At 43.4% G+C, this 20469-nt stretch carries 15 protein-coding genes; 4 read left to right on the plus strand and 11 right to left on the minus strand.

What is annotated here, in order from left to right:
• Window positions 1–45: 45 nt before the first annotated feature.
• The 8 genes from ACFQZI_RS06350 to ACFQZI_RS06385 all read right to left on the minus strand — a co-directional run bounded on the left by ACFQZI_RS06350 (window position 46) and on the right by ACFQZI_RS06385 (window position 12876).
• Window positions 46–351: an ArsR/SmtB family transcription factor gene (locus ACFQZI_RS06350; protein ID WP_377139925.1), complete on the minus strand. Its 306-nt coding sequence runs from the start codon at window positions 349–351 to the stop codon at window positions 46–48.
• A gap of 114 nt (window positions 352–465) precedes the next feature.
• On the minus strand, window positions 466–825 hold the full coding sequence (locus tag ACFQZI_RS06355; RefSeq protein WP_377139928.1) for a helix-turn-helix domain-containing protein: 360 nt from the start codon (window positions 823–825) through the stop codon (window positions 466–468).
• 77 nt (window positions 826–902) lie between these two features.
• Window positions 903–1634 (minus strand): HNH endonuclease, encoded by a 732-nt coding sequence (locus ACFQZI_RS06360; protein WP_377139931.1) that lies wholly within the window; start codon window positions 1632–1634, stop codon window positions 903–905.
• Window positions 1635–1637: 3 nt separating this feature from the next.
• Complete coding sequence (locus ACFQZI_RS06365) at window positions 1638–2930, minus strand: AAA family ATPase (protein WP_377139933.1); 1293 nt, start codon at window positions 2928–2930, stop codon at window positions 1638–1640.
• 62 nt (window positions 2931–2992) lie between these two features.
• The gene (locus tag ACFQZI_RS06370; protein WP_377139936.1) at window positions 2993–5281 is read right to left on the minus strand and encodes a GmrSD restriction endonuclease domain-containing protein; all 2289 of its coding nucleotides are present in this window, start codon (window positions 5279–5281) and stop codon (window positions 2993–2995) included.
• Window positions 5282–5288: 7 nt separating this feature from the next.
• Window positions 5289–7130 carry a DUF262 domain-containing protein gene (locus ACFQZI_RS06375; protein ID WP_377139939.1) on the minus strand — a complete coding sequence of 614 codons (1842 nt, stop codon included), beginning with the start codon at window positions 7128–7130 and terminating at the stop codon, window positions 5289–5291.
• A 132-nt stretch (window positions 7131–7262) separates the two neighbouring features.
• Window positions 7263–12164 (minus strand): GNAT family N-acetyltransferase, encoded by a 4902-nt coding sequence (locus ACFQZI_RS06380; RefSeq protein ID WP_377139942.1) that lies wholly within the window; start codon window positions 12162–12164, stop codon window positions 7263–7265.
• 112 nt (window positions 12165–12276) lie between these two features.
• Window positions 12277–12876, minus strand: coding sequence for a hypothetical protein (locus tag ACFQZI_RS06385; RefSeq protein WP_377139945.1), 600 nt, complete (start codon window positions 12874–12876; stop codon window positions 12277–12279).
• Window positions 12877–13176: 300 nt separating this feature from the next.
• Between ACFQZI_RS06385 and ACFQZI_RS06390 the strand changes: the two genes are divergently transcribed.
• From ACFQZI_RS06390 to ligD, 3 genes are all read left to right on the plus strand, one after another.
• Window positions 13177–13338 (plus strand): DUF3606 domain-containing protein, encoded by a 162-nt coding sequence (locus ACFQZI_RS06390; protein WP_377139948.1) that lies wholly within the window; start codon window positions 13177–13179, stop codon window positions 13336–13338.
• Window positions 13339–13402: 64 nt separating this feature from the next.
• Window positions 13403–13624, plus strand: coding sequence for a hypothetical protein (locus ACFQZI_RS06395; protein WP_377139951.1), 222 nt, complete (start codon window positions 13403–13405; stop codon window positions 13622–13624).
• A 3-nt stretch (window positions 13625–13627) separates the two neighbouring features.
• Window positions 13628–16543: a DNA ligase D gene (gene ligD, locus ACFQZI_RS06400; RefSeq protein ID WP_377139954.1), complete on the plus strand. Its 2916-nt coding sequence runs from the start codon at window positions 13628–13630 to the stop codon at window positions 16541–16543.
• Between the two features lie 240 nt (window positions 16544–16783).
• On the opposite strand, the gene ACFQZI_RS06405 is transcribed toward ligD, so the two are convergent.
• The 3 genes from ACFQZI_RS06405 to ACFQZI_RS06415 all read right to left on the minus strand — a co-directional run bounded on the left by ACFQZI_RS06405 (window position 16784) and on the right by ACFQZI_RS06415 (window position 19170).
• Window positions 16784–17644, minus strand: coding sequence for a sigma-70 family RNA polymerase sigma factor (locus ACFQZI_RS06405; protein ID WP_377139957.1), 861 nt, complete (start codon window positions 17642–17644; stop codon window positions 16784–16786).
• Window positions 17645–17875: 231 nt separating this feature from the next.
• The gene (locus ACFQZI_RS06410) at window positions 17876–18679 is read right to left on the minus strand and encodes an SOS response-associated peptidase (protein ID WP_377139959.1); all 804 of its coding nucleotides are present in this window, start codon (window positions 18677–18679) and stop codon (window positions 17876–17878) included.
• A 2-nt stretch (window positions 18680–18681) separates the two neighbouring features.
• Window positions 18682–19170 (minus strand): hypothetical protein, encoded by a 489-nt coding sequence (locus ACFQZI_RS06415; RefSeq protein WP_377139962.1) that lies wholly within the window; start codon window positions 19168–19170, stop codon window positions 18682–18684.
• Window positions 19171–19307: 137 nt separating this feature from the next.
• Between ACFQZI_RS06415 and dinB the strand changes: the two genes are divergently transcribed.
• Entirely contained in the window at window positions 19308–20465 is a 1158-nt protein-coding gene (dinB, locus tag ACFQZI_RS06420; RefSeq protein WP_377139965.1) for a DNA polymerase IV, read from the plus strand.
• The last annotated feature ends 4 nt before the right edge of the window (window positions 20466–20469 follow it).

Here is a 20469-nt window from a genome sequence, read left to right on the forward strand (position 1 = left end):
AAATTTAGCTATTTAGCTAAATTTCTAATTGATTTACCAAATTTTTTACAAACTATCTTTAATCAAATGAGCCAGCTCTTGTATGGCTTCTTCATTACGCTTGTAATAAGTCCACTGATCTTTTCTTGTTGCTACAAGAATGTCCGCTGATGCCATATTTTTTAAGTAAACTGAAACCGTGGGAATGGACATTTCTGCTTTTTTAGCGATGTCAGATACACATACGCCCAATGTTGGTTTATAGTCAGATAACTCTTCAGCCGGGAAATGAGCAAAAGGATCTTTCAACCAGGTAAGGATCTCCAAACGAGTTTGATTAGATAATGATTTGATAACTTCCAGTAGTTTCATAAAACAAATTTAGGTATTTACCTAAATGCCTACAAGTCCTTTCTGTCGAAATTACAGTTTCATGATAATTATTTATAGCATCGCTAATTGGGCTGGAATTCCACAAAAGTTCAGTTAAGAACCGCGATATCTCTCCGCCCTCCTAAAATTCGGCTGGCTGCGAAAACCGGAGGCATCCGAACTGAGACTAGCAGAAGTTTTATATTGGGCTGAACTGATCCATTCCTGTAATTCACTTCGTTTAAAATATAGCCGCTTACCGGGTTTGGAATACGGCAGTTCCTTTCGGCTGACCTTCGTATACAGTGATGCCGTAGATATTTTCAAAAAATCCGCAGCCTCTTCTACATTGAGCAGGTCATTGTCTGTGGTTTCAGCAGGTTGTAAATTTATAACGACCTTTTCGATCAGTTCTACTTTTTCGAAAAGCAATCGGATCACTTCTGGTAGTTCATTAAAATTAAACGGTTCCATACCTGCAAAACTGGTAGTTACAAAAAGTAATACTTCACCAGTCTTTCGGTAGTACAGTAAAATAAATCAACCTGATATTATAGATCACCGACAACCCGTACAATAGGATCGAAGTCGCTACCAGGGTCAAAGCTCGGAGCATGCGTATTTTCAAATTCGTGAATCAGAGCAATCTTTATGTCCCGGACGTCATGAAAAACATCGAACCATATCGAGAAGAAGCCTTTACCTGTAGCTGCAGTGAGTAGCAGGTCTACGAATGGTGCACCAATTCCGCTACCCCATTTATCCCAATCAGACCGCCATAATTGTGCGGTAACCAGCGCTTCGTAACGGTATTTCCAGCGGAGATCTGTCGCTCTGACATTGTAAGTGGTAGCGTCAAGACCGCAACGATCGATCGTCGCCTGAGCTTTGGCAGGATCGACAGCAGGATCATTTCGGGGAATAATTATACAGGCTTTTTGGTTTCTTTTAGTAGGATGGTCGACTACCTTAAAACTGAATGCCAGGTGGGTGTTATGATAATCCGGAATGTAATGCGTTGCAATATCGAACGGATCATCATCTTTCGTTCGGTTGCAGGGACCACAGGCGAGTAACATGTTATCCCAGGTAAGAGTCAAACCAGGATTAGGAGCTTTTGGTGATACATGTTCAACCTGCGGACTATCGTTCAGCACCATGTTGCAGTAACTGCAATAGTTTCCAATTCTTCCTAGCAGGTCGAGACGCCAGTCTTTGTAGTCACTGACCGTTTTTGCAACACCGGCCACCAAAGGAACAGAACCTCTAACTACTGGTCGCATTGGTTATTTATTTGAGGCAAGTTCCAGGCGCTTCATTTTCAGAAAAGCGCGAACAGAAGGGTCGGATATTTTAGTTTCGATCTCATCGAGCCTTGCAAAGTTCTTCTTGTCGGCGTTTTCAGGCTTTAATCTGATAGTTTCCAGTGCAGATAAATAATCGGTCGACAATTTTTCAACCCGTTGATTATCTTCAGCGTAAACATCATCGACGCCCATCAGGTCTTCGGCAACTTCTTCGAGGCTAAGGTCTTTCGGCTGAACATCCGAATCTACATCCAGATTAATCAGTTCCGCACTATCGAGTGATTGTACAATAAAAGGTGAATGTGTAGTTACAACGAATTGTAAATTTGGAAAGGCATCCTTCAGATTGCGAACGATGTTGCGCTGCCAGTTAGGGTGCAGGTGCATATCCAGTTCATCGATCATAACGACCCCTTTGGTCTTCTTAACGGCCTGTTTGCCCAAAAAACCATTCAGGATCACGCAGCGATAAGCAATATCGGCAACAATCCCTAATATACGTTTAATGCCATCACTCATGAGCGAATGCGGTAACCTCCTGGTTTCCTGATTTTCTATCGTACAATCCGCTACTATCTCCAGTCGGAAATTATCAAAGTCGACTTTGCTCAGATAAGGTATAGCCGTCTGTATCGCTTCTACGACTGCTTCATAGGTGCCTTTAAATTCGCGTCCGTGTCTAAGATTTTCCTGATAATAATACAACCAGCGGTTGAATGCTCCTTCATCGGATTTAGCGCCCAAAGCGTTATAATAACCATCGCGAAGGATTACGCGATTTACTTCGGGTTTTGTCTTTTTGGACTTGGTACCCCCCAACTGCTGTACACCAAAATAAGCGATGACAGGCAATTCCGGCCGGTCTTTATCATTGATACGGGCACTGTAATCATCTCCTATACTTCTGATCTGTCCGACGTCAGCGATCTTACTTGAAGTACTTTGACCATATTGCAGAATCTCTCGGCGCCAGGTAAAGTCACCGCTTCCGTTAATGAAGCCAGTGGCCTCGACGATCGTAGGAGTGAAAAATTCGGCTTGCTTTGATCGTTTATTGAATTCGAAACGAATCTCATTTTCCTCGATATGCCTGCGGGAGACAACGTTGGGCAGACCTAGGAAAAAGCTTCCTGCAGCTACCTGCACAGCATGTAATAAAGTAGATTTACCTGTACCATTATTACCGATACCAACAGTGAATTTTGGATTTAACCTGAATGTTTTTTCCGAAAAGCCTCTGAAGTTCTTAATAAATAAACTGTTTATCTGCATGCGAAAGACGTTTCCTATATCAAATATAAAGTTTTTTTTTCAGCGTGTGCCGGTAATTCTGCTTAGTTATCTTTTAAGGAAACCAGGTCTCTGCAAAAATTTACTGCAATTTCAATTCTGTCAAATTCGTCAGTGTCAGTGAATGTTAGCCCATGTTCGCTGCTGGTCAGCTTATAATGATTATACAAGGTTTCCGGTATCGTGCCGGGCTGCACCTGCGTAAGTTCCCAGCCTTCTGCTTCACAGTACAAATTTCCGATTCCAATGATCTCAAGACAGGCGATATAATCAGTATATCGCCCCATTCTTAATGCGAAGTGCACCTCAAAATCTTTCAATTTTTTATATACCGTCAGGACATAAGGATTCATGTGAAAAGCGGACAGGGGATTGCTGCTCGCGCTGCCAAGTCGTTTCAGGTTAAATGTGTCGCGGTCATCCCAAAGAAACAGATTGTAATAATCATTATAATTTGCAACCATCGCGGGATACTTTATGAAATAGTAGATCCAGTCCCTTGTTTTAGATATGTGGCTATTCTTAATAGCCTTCAGTTTTGCTTCTGGTGTACCATCAGGTATAGCCGTATAGGCTTTCAGGAATTGATTTAGCGCCGGGCCGAACAGGTCACGGTCGTCATCGTAATTCGTGAAAAGTTTATTCCAGGCGTTCTTATCACCAAAATAGTATATCCCGTTTTTATGTGTTTTGATGGCATAATCACCGCTGACCGCCAGCAGGGCGCGGACTACCAGGGAGTTTTTGACTTCCGGGTTCCAGATCTCATAAAAAGCGCTGACAAGTGGCTTAATGTCCGGAGCGCTCAGATCAAAGTTATCAGTAATACCCTGGATCTGCTCACTGTCTTCCAGCAGAAAGATCTGTTCTTTTTTCGATGTGCTTTCGATGATCAGCCGGGTCTTAGTTTTTTCGTCCTCAAAATTTTCTTTTGGGAATCCTGTCCAGTTTCCGGCCAGAAAGATCTGATGTACATTTATCCCTGGCTGAGCAGCGATCTGATCAGCGAAGGCGTTTATGAATTTACTATAGTCACCGAAAGAACCTAACCTCAGATTAGGGGCATATTCCGTACGATTATTGGCTGGCTGCCGTGAGCGATTGGTCATATTTCTTACGATCCTAAGGAAATGCCGGAATCTCTCCGGCGCTTCAGTACCGCAGCGTTTTCCAAAGCTTAAAACTGCATAGAAGAGGATGCGGCTTTTGATATTAAATGTTTCTCCGGATATGCTGCTATAGAAAAGATCGGTGCTTTTTTCGCCGAATAATCTCATCTTGTCGGTTTGCAAAGGGTTCTGACAGTATAACAGTTCATTAAAATAATCCGGTACCGGTCTGAATTTACAAAGCACATCGAAAGCGTCGATCAGGAAAAGCACATTGCTTTTTTTGCCATAGATCAGAGCAAGCGTTGTAAGATCGAAAGTGTAAGAATTTTCTTTATCGTTATCGATATAGTAAAGCAATTCAGAAATTGACGTCAGGAAATTGACCATGGCTACGTCCGTGCCTATCTTTTTCCGGTAATCCCAGAATAAATTGGTCCACTCACCATCGATTCGGAATGCGAAATAGTCTTTGAGTGAAACTTTAGCTCCATCAAGAATGAGTTTTTCCTCCTCGAACTCCTTATTGTTGAGAAGGTCGGTAAACTGGGCTTTGAAATTTTCAAACTTCGTTAGCGGTTTTCCACGCGAGTTCATTTTGATGTAGAGCTCATCCGTCAGTTTAAAATCCTCCGATTTGATATCGATAAAATCGAAATTGATTCTTTGTTCCGTGCTAAGTTTAGGCCAGATCTGCGCGGTTGTAAAAAAATGTTTATGAATGGAGTCCAGCATATTCAGCATGGCATCAACCGTCGGGTCATTGTTCCAGGATAAATGGAACCATGAAGTGTCACGAATTTTTGCGCTAAGCAGGGTTTCTTCTTCGATCGCCGGCGCATAAGCTACCAGTTTTTTACAAAACTTTCTGGACGATTCGCGTGTCTGGTAAGTGAAAGCATTCAGACGGCGCTGCGTTTCCGGATTCTGGATCATATCTTCCTTACAAGCGATATACCAGTGAAGCAGGAAAAGTGTTGTCAGTCGCTGCTGTCCGTCAAGAGGCACAAATGTGGTGCCCCCGTCTACGTAGCCGTAGACAAAGTCTAAGTGAATCCGGTTATTTTTATGATCTTCAGCGGGGGCCGTAAGTACTTTTTTCAGTTTACTTAAAAAGCCAGAACGGACTTCGTCCGCAGTTTGACGCCCCTGCGCAAAATCGCGCTGTATCAAAGGAACGCTGATCTGGTATTGGTCAGCCAGCGAGTAAAAACTAAATTTCATAGTATGATTATTTCCAGTCGTCCTGGATGAAAGGGTTAAGTGTAGTTTTCATATGGCTGATATAGGCTTCGCGATCTTTGCGATCCCAGAAGGCCGTGTTTTTGGGATAGACTGAATATGCCTTAAGGAAGGCGTTGCGTGAGCAAATGGGGATATAGCATCCGTCTATTTCACGCTGTTTGATCTTTTCGCGTTTGACGTCAAACATCGAACGGTTTAAATGACTGTTAAGTTCCGCATCTATCAGGCACATATTGCCGATCAGATGAACCTCTTTCTCATCAAGTTCTGTCGCCCTCTGATACACTTTCGCCACTTTTTCTACCAATTGATCAAATAGTTCCTGTTCAATCTTCTCCATATTAACCGTGTTCTGAAGCTGCTTAATCAGGGATTTATGGTTTTCAGAATCGATCGACCTAAGAGAGATCATATGGTCATTCATCCAAAGGTTCTGTTTTTCTCTGTCTGTGATCGGCTCGATCTTGCGGGCGTGAATATGCTCAAGGCTCCAGCGTTTTTTTGCTCCTACCTTTTTGTACAAGTTGAAAGGAAAACGTGCAAGTTCTTTTTCGCTGTTCTGCGTCGTTATAATGTTGTGAAGTAACAGGATTTTAAGAATCTGTGCTTTATCATTTCTGCCTTCTTCGGTCTCGTATACCAGGGTTTCAAAGGTCACGGGGATCTGTTTTCCGTAACGATTCTTCCTCGTCCGCCTGTAATCAAGGCCGTCCTTGATCTGTTTTCGCAGGTAAACTTTGAACTCGGTTTTTGTCATGACTTTAGAGGCTTCAATCAGGACATCGATATTGCCTTTTCCCTTCTCATTAATTAGATATACGATATAGTGAAAGAGATCACGTTCCCCATACCATTCCATAATATAGTTATAGTAATTCGTCACCTTTTCCCAGAACAATTCTACTGCGTGCAGCATCCCCGCATCCCCGTTCATTGTGGTTTTGTTTTTTGCCAGTACATCAGAGAGGTATTTGCTGATGATATGATAGGTGGCATGCTTTTCAGGCCGTTCCTCAAATTGGTTTTCCTGGTCTGCGATCAGGTCAAAAATGAAGTCGATATGTGTTGGCGTATCTTTCGGTCTGTCATTGATAAAATACCACACTTCCTCTTTTTGCAGATTGTATTCGATCTGATCCCATTCTGAAGCGATCTCGAACAATCGCCTTCTAATAGTATCCCGTTTGGAATCAGAATATTTATCAGATTGCAAAAGTAAGGCTTTGATCAATTCTGCATCGGTCAGCGGTATCTTACCGATATTCAGCCTGACGAACGCTTCGATGGGGTTCTCCTCCGGACCAATTTCATACCATATGAGTTTAACGTTGCGATTCTCGTCTTCGTCGCTGTCCATTAACAAAGCCGTCATTTTGCTTTTGGCTCCCGGCTGTCCGGCAAACCAGTTGGTGATCGCCTCATATGCCAAGCACATGTAATGATAGTCGATATTGGTGTCGTCAATCCCGTTCGCAAATCGCTTTTCCTCCAAAAATTGCCGGCAATTATCTCTCGTCGTATAGTTGAGTTTAAATAGTTCCTGATTATAGTTGTCTTCAAATCGGCTATCCTCTAAAAAAGAAAGGATCAGGTACAAGGTCGTCAGCCGCTGCTGCCCATCGATAAGATCGTATTCATTTTCGCCGATTTTTTTTAGCACGATTGGCTGCAGACAATAGAATCTGCCATTCTGTTTATTGCGCAAAAATTCATAAAGGTCATTCAATAGTTCGTTGACCTCGATCTTCGTCCAGCGATAGCCCCGCTGATAGGAAGGAACATTAAAGGTTTTTCCAAAAAGATGGATAAGCGGATAGGTAGTATTCATTAATATTTAATCGTGTAAGCAGGTCTTTAAATCAGATGCAAAGTATTAAATAAAAGCTATACACTAGGTATGTCGTAATAAAATTAGTCATATTATGGCACAGCAATTACTTCGAAAATGCCCCCGCTATTATCATCGTATCTCGAACTCCGAAGGCACTGCAGTTGCGCTGACAGTCGTTATATACAATAGCAAATAATCCGACCTTTTCGTATTCCAATAAGGCTCACCTATACGGGCGAACCCCATTTTTTTCATCATCAAATTAACCTGCATGTTATTCATCCTCGTTGTCGAAAAGATCTTTTCGCCATCTAGGTTCTTTAACAGCGCACTTATTAACCGATTACTTAAGTTTTTGCCTCTTGCTCTTGGTAAAGTGTATAAGTATCCTAATTCATAGGTGAATCCGGTATGATCCATATCAGTCTTGGCCTTGCTAAAAACTTTTGCACGATAGCTTTTTACGGGCTTTTTGATCGATGCTGTTGAAATGATCAGCCCATCGGTCTGAAAGAATGCAATAAAATGTGAAGCCGCTATCCTTTCTTCTATATTAGTAGTACTGACTTCTCCTCCCGCAACGAGGAAATGTTTAATCTGCTGCAATTTTTCAGGTGTCAGTTCATCAGGTTTCTTTATGATCGGTTCAAGTTCGGAAACTCTCCCCCAGGAGAATCGGTCGCGTTCTGTAGATGTTGTTTCATTCCAAAATTGAAAGGACCCAAGTTTGCCATCAGCATTAGTATAGACCAAATACTTCCGGCTACGCTGGATATGAGGGATATCTTCTATATTATCACTATGCTCTTTTGATTTATATAGATGAACGAACCACACGAGATCTAATCCTGCTGAACTCAAAGCACCGTTAATGGTATCTTTATTGAGCAGCGTAATCTCCTGACGTAGGCCGGAACCATTTCTAAGGTCTTGGTGATAGCCAATAATATCATCTTTATTATCTAGGAAGTAATTTCCGATATTTAACATTACAGGGGCGATCGACCGTACGGTTTTTGACGGATAGACACTGTGTGTCTCCCCATCTACACTGGTAGACGCTATTTTTACAAGACCATAAAAAATGCTGAGCGGATCATCTTCGATCTCATATTCTTGCACGGTATCATATTCCTCGATCCAGTTCATCCAGACAATATCACTGGGATTGGCATAGGTATCTGTATCGGGGGATGTCATGAGACTTTCAAAGTGATGACTGAAATGCAGCACTTCAGGATCCTTTCTCACCAGATCAATCAGCGTGCTTTTTTGATCAGAGGGGATAAGGCAGGCAATGGCTTCGAGACGTGCATAGACATATTCCTTTGCGTCTTTCTGTGTGGTGTCGTGATATAATGCGATAAGTTTCCGGTCAGTTCTGCCAACGTAAAATTGTGACTCTTGGAAATACAGCCATTTTTCGAAATCTATAACAGGTTCATCTGTTATTTCATGGTGTACAAAATCTTTGATATCTCCGGAACTATAATTGTGGACCAGCGATTCCTGAATCACAATGGAATTAAAAGCATCATATCCTTTAACATGCTGATTGCCCAGTAGTTCACCGGGATTGGGCACATGAACGATTTTGAAATAATCTTCAACGAAACTTGGGTTCTCATAATTACTGTCCGAGTAAGGCACATAATCTGCCAGATATCCTTTCAGATAACTAACGGCGAGCCAGGTATATTTTTCTTCATAAGTAAATTGAGGACTGCGGCTTCCATGTGTTCTTTGGGTCATTCCATTGCCTTTTGTACGATCAAAGCCAAGACTGCGCATGTAACCAATGCCGGCAGCTAAAGCCCAGGATTTTGCAAAAAGGCTGTGACCAGGAAACTGCTGCCGGTATAAATCAAGCAATTCTCGTGCTTTGTCGCTATCCTGGTCTTTCTGGACCGGACCTGTCCCATCAGGATATCTTAAAAACCCCGAGTAAGATCTTTCAATCACATACCATGATAGGTCGTGAACGATCGGGTAAGGTTCATCTGATCCACTTTCAAGTGTCGGAACATCAAGAGGAATTAGGCTGATCTGCATTTGGACATGAGGACGGGCTATTTTAACCTGATCCTCGGTTAATAGATTGTATTGATATGCGCGTTCGATAATAGATCGAAAACCCGCACGTACAATCACATTTCTGTGATTAAGCGTATCACTGAATACTTCAGCCAGAGCTGCATTAGCTATTGCTAGAATCGCAGGTCCGTCATTAAGTCTGCCCGCAAGCGCAAGTGATATGGAAGCGAGATCTTCTTGAATCTGAGGATCAACAACGTTAAATAATAAGGTAATCATTTTTGCAAATTCAAAAGGCTGCACTAGCGCCCATTTGGTCAGGCTTAAACGCAGATTACTTCGAAATTCCTGGTTAAGGGTAGACAAACACCAAGCGTAGATCAAAGGTTTTTCGTCATGCAGGGCGTAGGGAGACAGCTCCAGTGTACCAGATTCTCCTAAAATCACAGATCGTAAGTTGTTCTTTTCTTTTCCATCGCTGCCAAAGCGGTCATCCCCTTGCCAAATCTTGTCACGCTCAAAGTGGTTGGAAAAACTACATAGTAATTTGTGCAGGTAACGTGCTCCAAAATTATTTTCAGCTTCAACACTTGCCGGCAGGATCTGATGACGGAGCAAATTCAATCTACCTGCCATGTCGCCAAAGAAAACATTTTCAACACCCTTTTCATACTCAGAAACGAGGGACTCAGGCGCTTTCAGCATAGCGTTAAATCTTAAGTCAAAAATTTCATCCTCGCTTAATCCGGTAGATATGAAACCACCTCGGCCGATCATTTTGCCATGTTCGTGAAGTAAGATGTTAACGATCTCCTGCCTGATCCTTTTCCTAGATCTTTTTACTTCATCTGCTGAAACAGGTCGTGATGAACCCTGTATTGCATTAAACAGTGCATAGAAGGCATCGTCGGTAATATTTGTTATCTCTCCATTAACAATTCGTTTGGCTACACGCGACGCAATCACGATTTCTGGAATTGATCTATAAGTCATCGAATACTCTGTGACAATTATTGGGATTCCATCCGATATCTTCTCCACTTCTGTTTTTATTAGAATCCCATTTTCAGCTAGATAATTGATGAGAAGGTCTGTCTCGTTGCCGTTTAAAAAAGTGCTTACGGGAGGCAGAATTAGTTCTTTCAATTGATCGTGACTAATGTTATCGGAGTTTATGAATATATCTGCAATGACACTAATCGCTTTTCCGACCGGACGGTTCGCGGGTATAAGTTCCTTATTTAACTTTTTAGCAAATTCAGCTTCTATATTCTTAATCCTTTCAGCCAGCAACTTGTCGCCCGCAGTGTTGACTTTAGAAGTTTCATTCAAACGACCATGTTCGTAGGCAAGGCAAAATAATCTTAAGGCAAACAAGCTATCAATGCCCCGTATGATGCTTGCCGATGAAATAGTGATGTCGTATTCACGAAAATAGTCATCAATAACACTTTGATAGGGTATATCGCCTTCGGCAGGTATCTCGCTGATTTGAAGGGTAGCGTTTTCAATCTCGCTATCTTCAAAGAAATAATCACGAGACGAAAAAATAAATAGAAGACGCTTATATTTCGCTGAAAGCACCTCACATTCTCTTATTCTCTGTTTCCAGCTTTGCCATTTGCCAGTTGCCTCTTCCAAGCCATCAACGCAAATCAGCACCTTAGTCGGCGCATTTGTAAGTTCATCACCTAATGTTCCTTGTGAGTTGGCCAGTCGCCTATCTTCGCGGATCGCCTGGCATTCGAGTGCATTAAATAATTCATCCATGCTCCAGCCGCTTTCAATCAGTGCAGCCCGCATGATCGCACCCCAATCTGTATTGTCAGTACCAAATGCCTGGATAATCACTGCGGGTAAATGTCTTTCTAAGTGTCTTTGGGTCGCGTGGGAAAGCGCATGGGTTTTACCGCTCCCGGGCCGACCGAGAAACACTTTATTTGGCTTGCTGAGATTCCGCTCTAAATTCCTGAGCAGGATCTTCGCGGAATGGGTGCCGATCTCGTCACTGACATTTTTGAAACGACTTAACAGATTTACGGAGCCCTGATCTGAAATTTTTGAGGAGACCTTCCATACAGCATGAGTTTTTCGGGCATTCTCAAAATCAACTGGTGAAATAGGCTCTCCACTGGTCAACTTTGGCATAAATTCCTTTATCGATTCCACCTTTTGCCGGTATTTCTGAACCAATTCTGATAATTTATCTTTATCTTCAGAGGAAAGATCAACTTCCAAGAGAACCTTATTTCCCAAGACGATGCCTCTGTGCAAACTTAATTCATAATCAGCCAGCTCCCTTAAAATTCCTCTCCGATAGTTTGATCCATACATACTGGCATCAATACTGCTCTCAATGTAACCCTGCGCGTGTAGTTTGGGAACATATCGCTCGCCAAGCCATTTAGCCTTAGCCATTTCAAAACGATCCTTGAGAAAAGAATGGGTGATTGTTTCCCTGTCGAACCAAAACTTATAAATACCTGCATTCTCAGGTTCTGCTAACTCATTTTCAATATCATGGTCTAACCACCATTTAAGTGCAAGGGCCGGGAAAGAAACTTTTAGCTTCTGTTCCAGATTACTAATGAGCTGGTCGCCTGAATTTGTGGTTAGCTGTTGAGCAGGATTGCCATTCTTGTCTTGTCCGGCGGTTACTTTCTTTAAAGATGTGATATCAATCGGCATACAGATGATGTATTCCGTAATTAATGGCCTTATAGCCATTGCCGTTTTAACAGATTCTTCAATCTGGTCAATTTGATCTTTACCAAAACGGTTCCTGAACCATTTGGATTGTACAGCTATAAAAGTTCCGTCTTTGATTTCAGCGTAAGCCTCTACGCCACCGTCACCACCTTTTCCATTAACAGACCTAAATTTTTTTACTTTGCCGGAATAATTTCGTTGGACGTATCGTTCAAACAAATGATTCATTAGTGACTCGAAAGCAGCAGAAGCGCCTTCACCATATTCCTTTAAATTGGACCAGGTCATAGCTGTAATAGGTTTAGTATTTAAGTAATTTCGGATGCTTATATCGAAAAATCTCCATGCGAATATAAGTCATTAGATAACTAATATTGAAGAATTCACTTAGCTATAGATCTCAGAAAAGTGTCAACTGAACAGACTCTAATTCGAATTTAGCGACATCATTAAGTGTACCGCGAATCACCTGCGGATTATAATTCGACCGGTCGCTGTCGCCAACTTTTGCGGTCATCCTTGTTTTCAATTCCAATATACCGGCACTCACCGCTGCTTCGCGAGAATTGAATTGTTTGCCAAAGACTGATAAACCGCTGCCTCCGCCGGCGGTTCCAAAGCTGTAACTTAGGGCGTTGGTCCAGACATTATGATTGCCTTTAGCAATTTTTAAAGTACTGTGTTCACCATAACGTTTTTCATTACCAAAGACCAATTCTTCTGTAAACAGAAATCTTGGACGTAAGAGCCAGCCGTATTGATCGAAGGCAATTTCAGTAAACCCAAACTCCAACCCTTTGCGATAGGCATAGACATTCATGATAATACTCCGGAAAGAGTCACCGAATCCGTTAAACCAGTTAAGCAGACTTGTGTCACCTGCTTCTGCAGCGAACAGGATCTCGTTAAGGATCAACGGCTCATACCGGACAAGACTATTTTCGTTCCGGTAAGTAATGATCTGATCTTTCGAGTCAACAGTTAAAATGAGCTTTTCCATAAAATTGATTTTTATGCAGGAATAAAGCAGGACGGATAAGGTATCAAGGGACACGGGTACCGTGATTTATATACCCTTGATACCTTAAGAGGCGCTTTACCTTAGCATAAAAAATCGGGTTTATGGGAGAACGGTAACAGTTGGAGAAAAGATGATGTTCACGCTGAATATCCGGGATCATTCATGCCGTGTTAAGCGCGAACGTGTTCAGGACGAAAATATCCGGCGGTTCGAAGCCTGATAAAACTTGTTGGAATAGAATTTGTTAAACTTTTAAGAAAAACATTCAAAACATCGACTATGAGCACCAGAGGAAGTAAAGTGGAAAGAAAGTCCGTATCGGATCAGACACATGAGATCAAATACGAAGCGAAAAAAGAAGGTACCAGTCCGCAGGCAATCAAGGATGCCAAAAAATCGGCTGGTAACCAGCGCAGCGAGATCGAAAAAAAAGTTAAATAATCATTTACAAGAATGAAAGAGAAAGCCCCGGTTAACGGGGCTTTCTCGTCTAAACAGATCAACAATGAGCAGTGCATTTGTTAAAGAAAGCGACTCCGAGCAATTGAAAGATATTACTCCAAATATGGCTTCGCTATTGCTTTTCCTCAAGCGGGAGAACGGCGGAGCTATTCGTGAACTGCACACTCGTTTCAGTGATAAGCACCAGAAAGAAGTACATGAGATGAGCGACGGCCTAGGCTATATGCTGAACAGCGAAAATCAATGGCAGGTCGTTCTTGATTAAGCTATGAAAATAGCAACCTACAATATCAACGGCATTAACGGACGCCTGGAAATTCTCCTGCGCTGGCTGAAGGAAGCGCAGCCTGATATTGTCTGTTTGCAGGAACTGAAATCCGAAGATCATAAATTCCCCGAAAAGGCTATCAAGGATGCTGGTTATCAGGCGATATGGCATGGCCAGAAAAGCTGGAACGGCGTAGCTATACTTTCAAGAACCGAGATCAGGGAATTACGGAGAGACCTGCCGGGTGAAGATGAAGAATTCACCCATAGCAGGTACATCGAAGCATTCATTAACGATCTTGTCATAGGATGCTTATACCTGCCTAATGGAAATCCGTATCCCGGGCCTAAATTTGATTATAAGCTAAGATGGTTTGAAAGGTTGTCAGATCACGCACAAGACCTGATCAACCGTAACCTTCCGGTGATATTGATCGGCGATTACAATGTCATGCCGACCGAGTTAGATACCTATAAGCCCGAAAAATATCTGAATAATGCGCTCTTTCGGCCCGAGAGCCGGAAAGCCTATCAGGAGCTTGTCGATCAGGGCTGGACGGATGCGATAAGAACCCTGTACCCCGATGAACGGATCTACACGTTTTGGGATTATTTGCGGGATGCGTACGGTCGAAATGCCGGATTGCGGCTTGATCATTTTCTGCTTAACAAAAAGATCGCGCCTTCTCTTGTAGCTGCGGATGTCGATAAATATGTACGCGGCTGGCCGGGAACAAGCGACCACGCGCCGGTATGGATAGAACTTTCTGAAGGGGAAGTCTTAGAAACTAAACGTAAAAAGAACATAGCTGAAGATCCTGAAATGAAGTCAGAGAAGCGGGTCGGGTCACAAAGACCAGAACCGAAGGGTTTGAAGGCTATACTGAATACACTCCCGGAAAGCCCTATACCTTTGGATATTAAGCCAATGAAAGCTACACTGGTGAATGAACCATTCGATGAACCTGGCTGGATCTATGAGATCAAGTGGGATGGTTATAGGGCACTCGGCATACTAAACGACGGTAAAGCTACGCTGATGTCAAGAAACAATCTGGAGTTCGGGCAGTTCGGGCCGATCAATGAACTAATGGAAACCTGGGAGATGAGCGTGGTCCTCGACGGCGAGATCGTGGCTCTGAATGAACAGGGCACGGCAGACTTTGGTGCCTTACAAAATTGGCGGAACAAAAAGAGCGCGCTCCTTGCTTATTATGTTTTTGACATCTTATGGTATAACGGTCGGGACCTGACCGGTATACCCCTAAACGAAAGAAGGGAGATACTGGACGCTGTTTTGCCAAAGGACAATGAGCTGATCAGGCCCAGTCAAATGTTTGAAGTGGGCGGCATTGAGTTCTTTGAAGCTGCAAAGCGCATGGGATTGGAAGGGATTATCGCCAAGCGGGCGGATAGTTTATATACCGCTGATGCGCGTTCCCGCGAATGGTTAAAGATCAAGGCCAAACACAGGCAAGAGGTGATCATTGCGGGCTTTACCAGGAATGAAGGCACAGTCAAGAATTTTAGTGCGCTGGCTATCGCAGTTTATGACCGTAAAGGGTCGTTACGATATATCGGAAAGGTAGGAACTGGTTTTAACATGGCCAAGCAAAAGGAATTGATGAAACTATTTGAACCACTCATTACCGCCGAAAGTCCATTTGAAGTTGAGCCGGACGTTGATGAGCCTTCCCAGTTTCGTCCAAGGCGGATGGGGGCTAAAGCGACCTGGCTGAAGCCTGTTCTCGTGTGCGAGGTAGAATTCGCGGAGATAACAAATGATGGCAAGGTGAGGCAAGCTTCATTTAAAGGGATGCGGATCGACAAAGATCCAAAAGATGTGATCCTGGAATCAGAGGCAGATACAGACCTGGTACTGGCTGAAGATGATCTTAAGGCAACCGTTAATAATGTAAAGCCGAAAAAGACTAAGCAGGTAAGTAATAAAGTTTCTAAGTCTGAAGCTGTTAAAATCCCGCCTCATCAGCTGCTTACCTCCAGAAATGAGACCGAAGAAAAGAAGGTGGACGGCCACTTGCTAAAATTCACGCATCTCAATAAACTGTACTGGCCGGAGGATAAGGTGACCAAAAGGGATATGTTCAACTATTACCACCAGGTTGCGCCGTTCATGGTGCCTTACTTAAGAGACAGACCAATGTCGCTTAACAGGTATCCCGGCGGGATACATGGCGAAAGCTTTTATCAAAAAAATGTTAAGGATAAGGCACCCGACTGGGCTGAAACGATGCCACATACGAATGTTGAGGGTGAACAGAAAGACTATCTTTTGGGCAACAATGAAGCGACTTTGCTATGGATGGCATCTTTAGGCTGTATTGAAATGAATCCTTGGTTCAGCAGGGTCGGGTCACCTGATAACCCTGATTATTGTGTGATCGATCTTGATCCGGATAAGCAGCATTTCGATCAGGTGATACAGGCAGCGGTGGAGGTAAAAAAGGTACTGGATGCCATAGACGTTCCCAGCTATCCCAAAACTTCAGGCTCGACAGGCATGCACATATATATTCCGCTTGGCGCACAGTATACCTATGACCAAAGCCAGCTTTTTGCTAATATCATTGTAAAACTGGTCCATAAACAGATACCGGATTTCACCACACTTGAGCGAATGATCTCTAACCGGAAAGGCAAAATGTATTTGGACTTTTTGCAGAACCGCCCCGGCGCGACAATTGCCGGTGTTTACTCTTTGAGGCCAAAACCGGGTGCAACCGTATCGATGCCTGTAACATGGGATGAGGTCAAACCGGGATTAACAATGCGAGACTTTACAATTCATAACGCTATTGGGCGGATCAAAGAAACAGGTGACCTATTTACGGGTGTTCTTGGAATAGGTATTGACCTTGCCAAAACGATCAAAAAGGCGCAAAGTATCTTCAAGTGATAGGGAGAAATCACGGATCGATGATCGGTAAGATGCGTTATTAACGCTGGTAAAGATCTGACCGAGGGATAGAATATTCGCCTCGATCAGAATGCACTTCACCTTTCTTCTCAATCACAATTCCAAAGCCATGCTGTTGCAGAGAGAAATTAAGCGAGATGTCAATACTTGCACAGCACATATAAGATAAGTATTCGATCTTGTAAGTTATTTAAGTCAATTAATATTTGACGCCACCTTTTAATCCAAGTAGCCCTTTAATACCCAGGCTTTAGAGTTCTGGCGTAACCGCGATAACGCTTTGTCTTTGATCTGCCGCACCCTTTCACGGGTCAGGTGATATTTATCGCCGATCTCTTCAAGGCTTTGCGCCTGGTGGTCGCCGAGGCCAAAAAACATCGTAAGAATGTCTTGTTCTTTTTCGCCAAGAACGCGCAGACAATCGGTTACCTCAACCGATAACGATTCTTTCATCAAACCGGTATCGGTGCCTGGTTCATCACTCTTTAACACGTCCAGCAGTGTGTTATCTTCCTCACTGGAGAAAGGAGAATCATAAGAGATATGCCGGCCGGAATGTCCTAAAGCATCACTGACCTTTTCTGCGGTGATCTCTAAACTTTCTGCCAGTTCCTCCGGCGTCGGCTGGCGTTCAAATTGCTGTTCAAGCTGAGACGCCGCTTTCGCTATCTTTGATATATCGCCGACCTTATTCAATGGCAGACGGACCATCCTTGACTGTTCATTGATCGCCGATAAGATCGATTGACGGATCCACCACACGGCATAGGAAATGAATTTAAATCCCTTTGTCTCGTCAAAACGCTTTGCAGCTTTCACAAGCCCCAGGTTTCCTTCATTGATCAGGTCACCAAGGGTAAGCCCTGAACTTTGATATTGTTTAGCCACGGAAACGACAAACCTCAGGTTGGCGGTCGTTAATCTCTCCAATGCCGCCTGATCGCCTTCCCTGATCTTTTGCGTCAGTGTCACTTCTTCCTGCACGGTAACCATCGGGATCTTTGCGATATCTGACAAATACTGATTCAACGATGCCGTCTCACGATTGGTGATCGACTCACTAATTTTAAGTTGCCTCATAATAAAAAATATTAAAGTGAAACGCTTAAGATCCGTGCCTTAGAATACGCTAAAAGCTGAGTGGTTCTCGAAGAGAGTGCAGTGATAACTGATGCTTGCGGGAGAAAGGTAGCTATGATCTTTGCAACACAAATATACGCAATAATGGAAAAAATAGTGTTATCTGGATGTCAGGATAACTTACTGAAACGGCTTAAAAACAGGTTCTTTCTCTTTACGAACGGCAAAATATCAAAAAAGGCTCGCCTGTTCAGCCGGAGGCTGTTCCTGACCGTAAACAGGCAATTTCTTGCCCCAGTCGTAATAAGCGTTCGGTATGATCCCGTCAGGCCGGGGTTTGCGGCTCCGGATAGAATAAACCGGATAATGTGCGATAGCATCCGAGGGCATTTCAAAATGAAAAAACTCATCCATGTCATCATCACCGAGATCATCAAGAACCCAGGCCTGTTCCATTTCAGGGGTCAGGAACAGCGGCATCCTGTGTTTATTGTCACCGGCATTATGTATCCATTGCATTTTATCGTTGGCATGCCGGGTGATCATTGTAAATGATGCAAGATTAGTGATATCTCCGGTGTACTGATCGACTTCCTGACTGACTTGATAGAGCGCCGGCACGTAAAATCCTTTGCGCCCTTCTAAACTGATATGATAGGGGATCCTGTTTCTGAAGCCTTTTACTTCGCGGTGTTCAAAAATGCCGGTAACCGGTATCAGGCAACGGTTCTGACGTATTCTGTACCAGTAGGATTTCTTATCACCGATGATCCGTTCCGATCTCGCATTAACGTAATTCAACCGCTGTTTTTGCCTTTCATTGGGATCATCGATGAAAGTGGGAACCACGCCCCAGCTCATATTCGCCAGGACAAGGGCCTTCCTGTTGACCACGATGGGATGCGTAGGCAAAACCTCACAGGTCACATGTAACATCTCAGTGGGGTAATGCGCCAGACTGGGTGCCAGCTGGATCCCTTTAAAGTCCTGGGTGACAATCTGTATTTCTGAATGAAAACTGATATCTCTGCACATAGCTATTTGATCATATCATAAAAAAGCGCCGTGTGGCTTTGCTCACCGGAGGTGATCCGGGCCTTTAAACGGCCATACTCGGTAAATATACGCACCTCATAATGATCCTCCTTTTTCATCAGGATATAGTGAATATACGCAGAAACGCTCTTAACATAAGCCTTCTGTAGTCTTTTTTCGTGACGCGGGTCTATTGTTCCGTTAAAGAACACGGAAATCCCGGATTCGTTTTTTAAAAGCTTCTTTACCGTCTGATATTCGTTCAGGTCAAGCAGGTTTTGCGCTTTGCCCTCGTTATTCCTTAATTCCTGCTCATGGCATCGGGCATCGTGTTCATCGGCATAAGCTGATAATAAAAAGGTCTTTTGCAAATGCTGACCAGGCCATTGAAAGCGCTGTATCACGACGTAAGGCTTACCGGCTCCCATGAGTTTTTTCAGGTTGTCCTCCTTAATGCGTAGAAATGGATTATAAAACAAGCTATCAGTCATTTAGCCCAGCCTCCTAAAATATTTTTCAAAGATAAACAAAATACTAATATTTTTAGTATTAGTTTTGTCATCCGTTTTCTAACATAACAAGATCACCATGTGATAACGAACTGATCACGTACAAACAGCAAGGTAAAATGAGCACAGACCGCCAGATCATCCACATGGACCAGGACGCTTTTTTTGTGTCCGTTGAAGTCCGCAAAAATCCTGAATTGACTGGCAAACCCGTGATCATCGGCAGCCTATCTGATCGTGGTGTGGTGGCTTCGTGCAGTTATGAAGCACGCAAATTCGGTATTCACTCGGCCATGCCGGCTCGCATGGCACGGATGCTGTGCCCTCATGGCATCTGGATCAGGGGCAACATGGATGAATATTCCAAAGCTTCTCATGAGATCACAGAGATCCTGAAAGAGAATGTGCCTCTTATCGAAAAGGCCAGTATCGATGAACATTATATCGATATGACGGGAATGGACCGGCATTTCGGAACCCTGCGTTACGCCAGAGAACTTCGCGCCAAAGTAATGAGAGAAACGGCTTTACCGATCTCGTTCGGTCTTTCAGTCAACAAAACGGTTTCTAAAATGGCAACCAACGAGTGTAAGCCGAATGGAGAATTGAATATAGAGAAGGCCGTTGTACAGCCTTTTTTAAACCCCTTATCTATCCGAAAGATCCCCGGTCTGGGCGAGAAGACATTTATCAAGCTAAGTGACATGGGTATCAAGCGTATCTTTGAACTTGCGCAGGTCCATCCGGAGTATATGAACAGTATATTGGGTAAAAACGGGATATGGTTACTGCAAAAAGCGAAAGGTGTTGATGAATCACCCATTGTTCCCTATCAGGAGCAAAAATCAATAGGTAAGCAGACCACGTTCAGCAACGACAGTATCGACCTTGCAGCCATAAGCGACCTGCTCACTTCCATGACGATGGAACTTGCTTTTGAATTGCGTCAGAAAAAAAAACAGGCAGCCTGTGTAACCGTTACTGTTCGTTATTCCACGCGTGAGGACGTGACCAAACAGGCCACAATCGCCTACACCGCGCTTGATGATCCGCTGATCAAAAAGGTAAAAGAGCTGTTCAGGCAGGCTTACCAGAAACGACTGCTGATCCGGCTGGTAGGCGTTCGATTATCCAGTCTAGTCAACGGTTTTGAACAGATCGACCTTTACTCGGCTTCAGAAGAACAGTACAGCCTTTGTCAGGCGATGGATAAGATCCGTCGCAGGTTCGGTCCTGATTCTATAAAACTTGCTTCAGGTGTCAACTTAAATTTATAAATGC

The organism is Mucilaginibacter lutimaris (genome assembly GCF_042676625.1).
In the GTDB taxonomy this organism is placed as follows: Bacteria; Bacteroidota; Bacteroidia; order Sphingobacteriales; family Sphingobacteriaceae; genus Mucilaginibacter; species Mucilaginibacter lutimaris.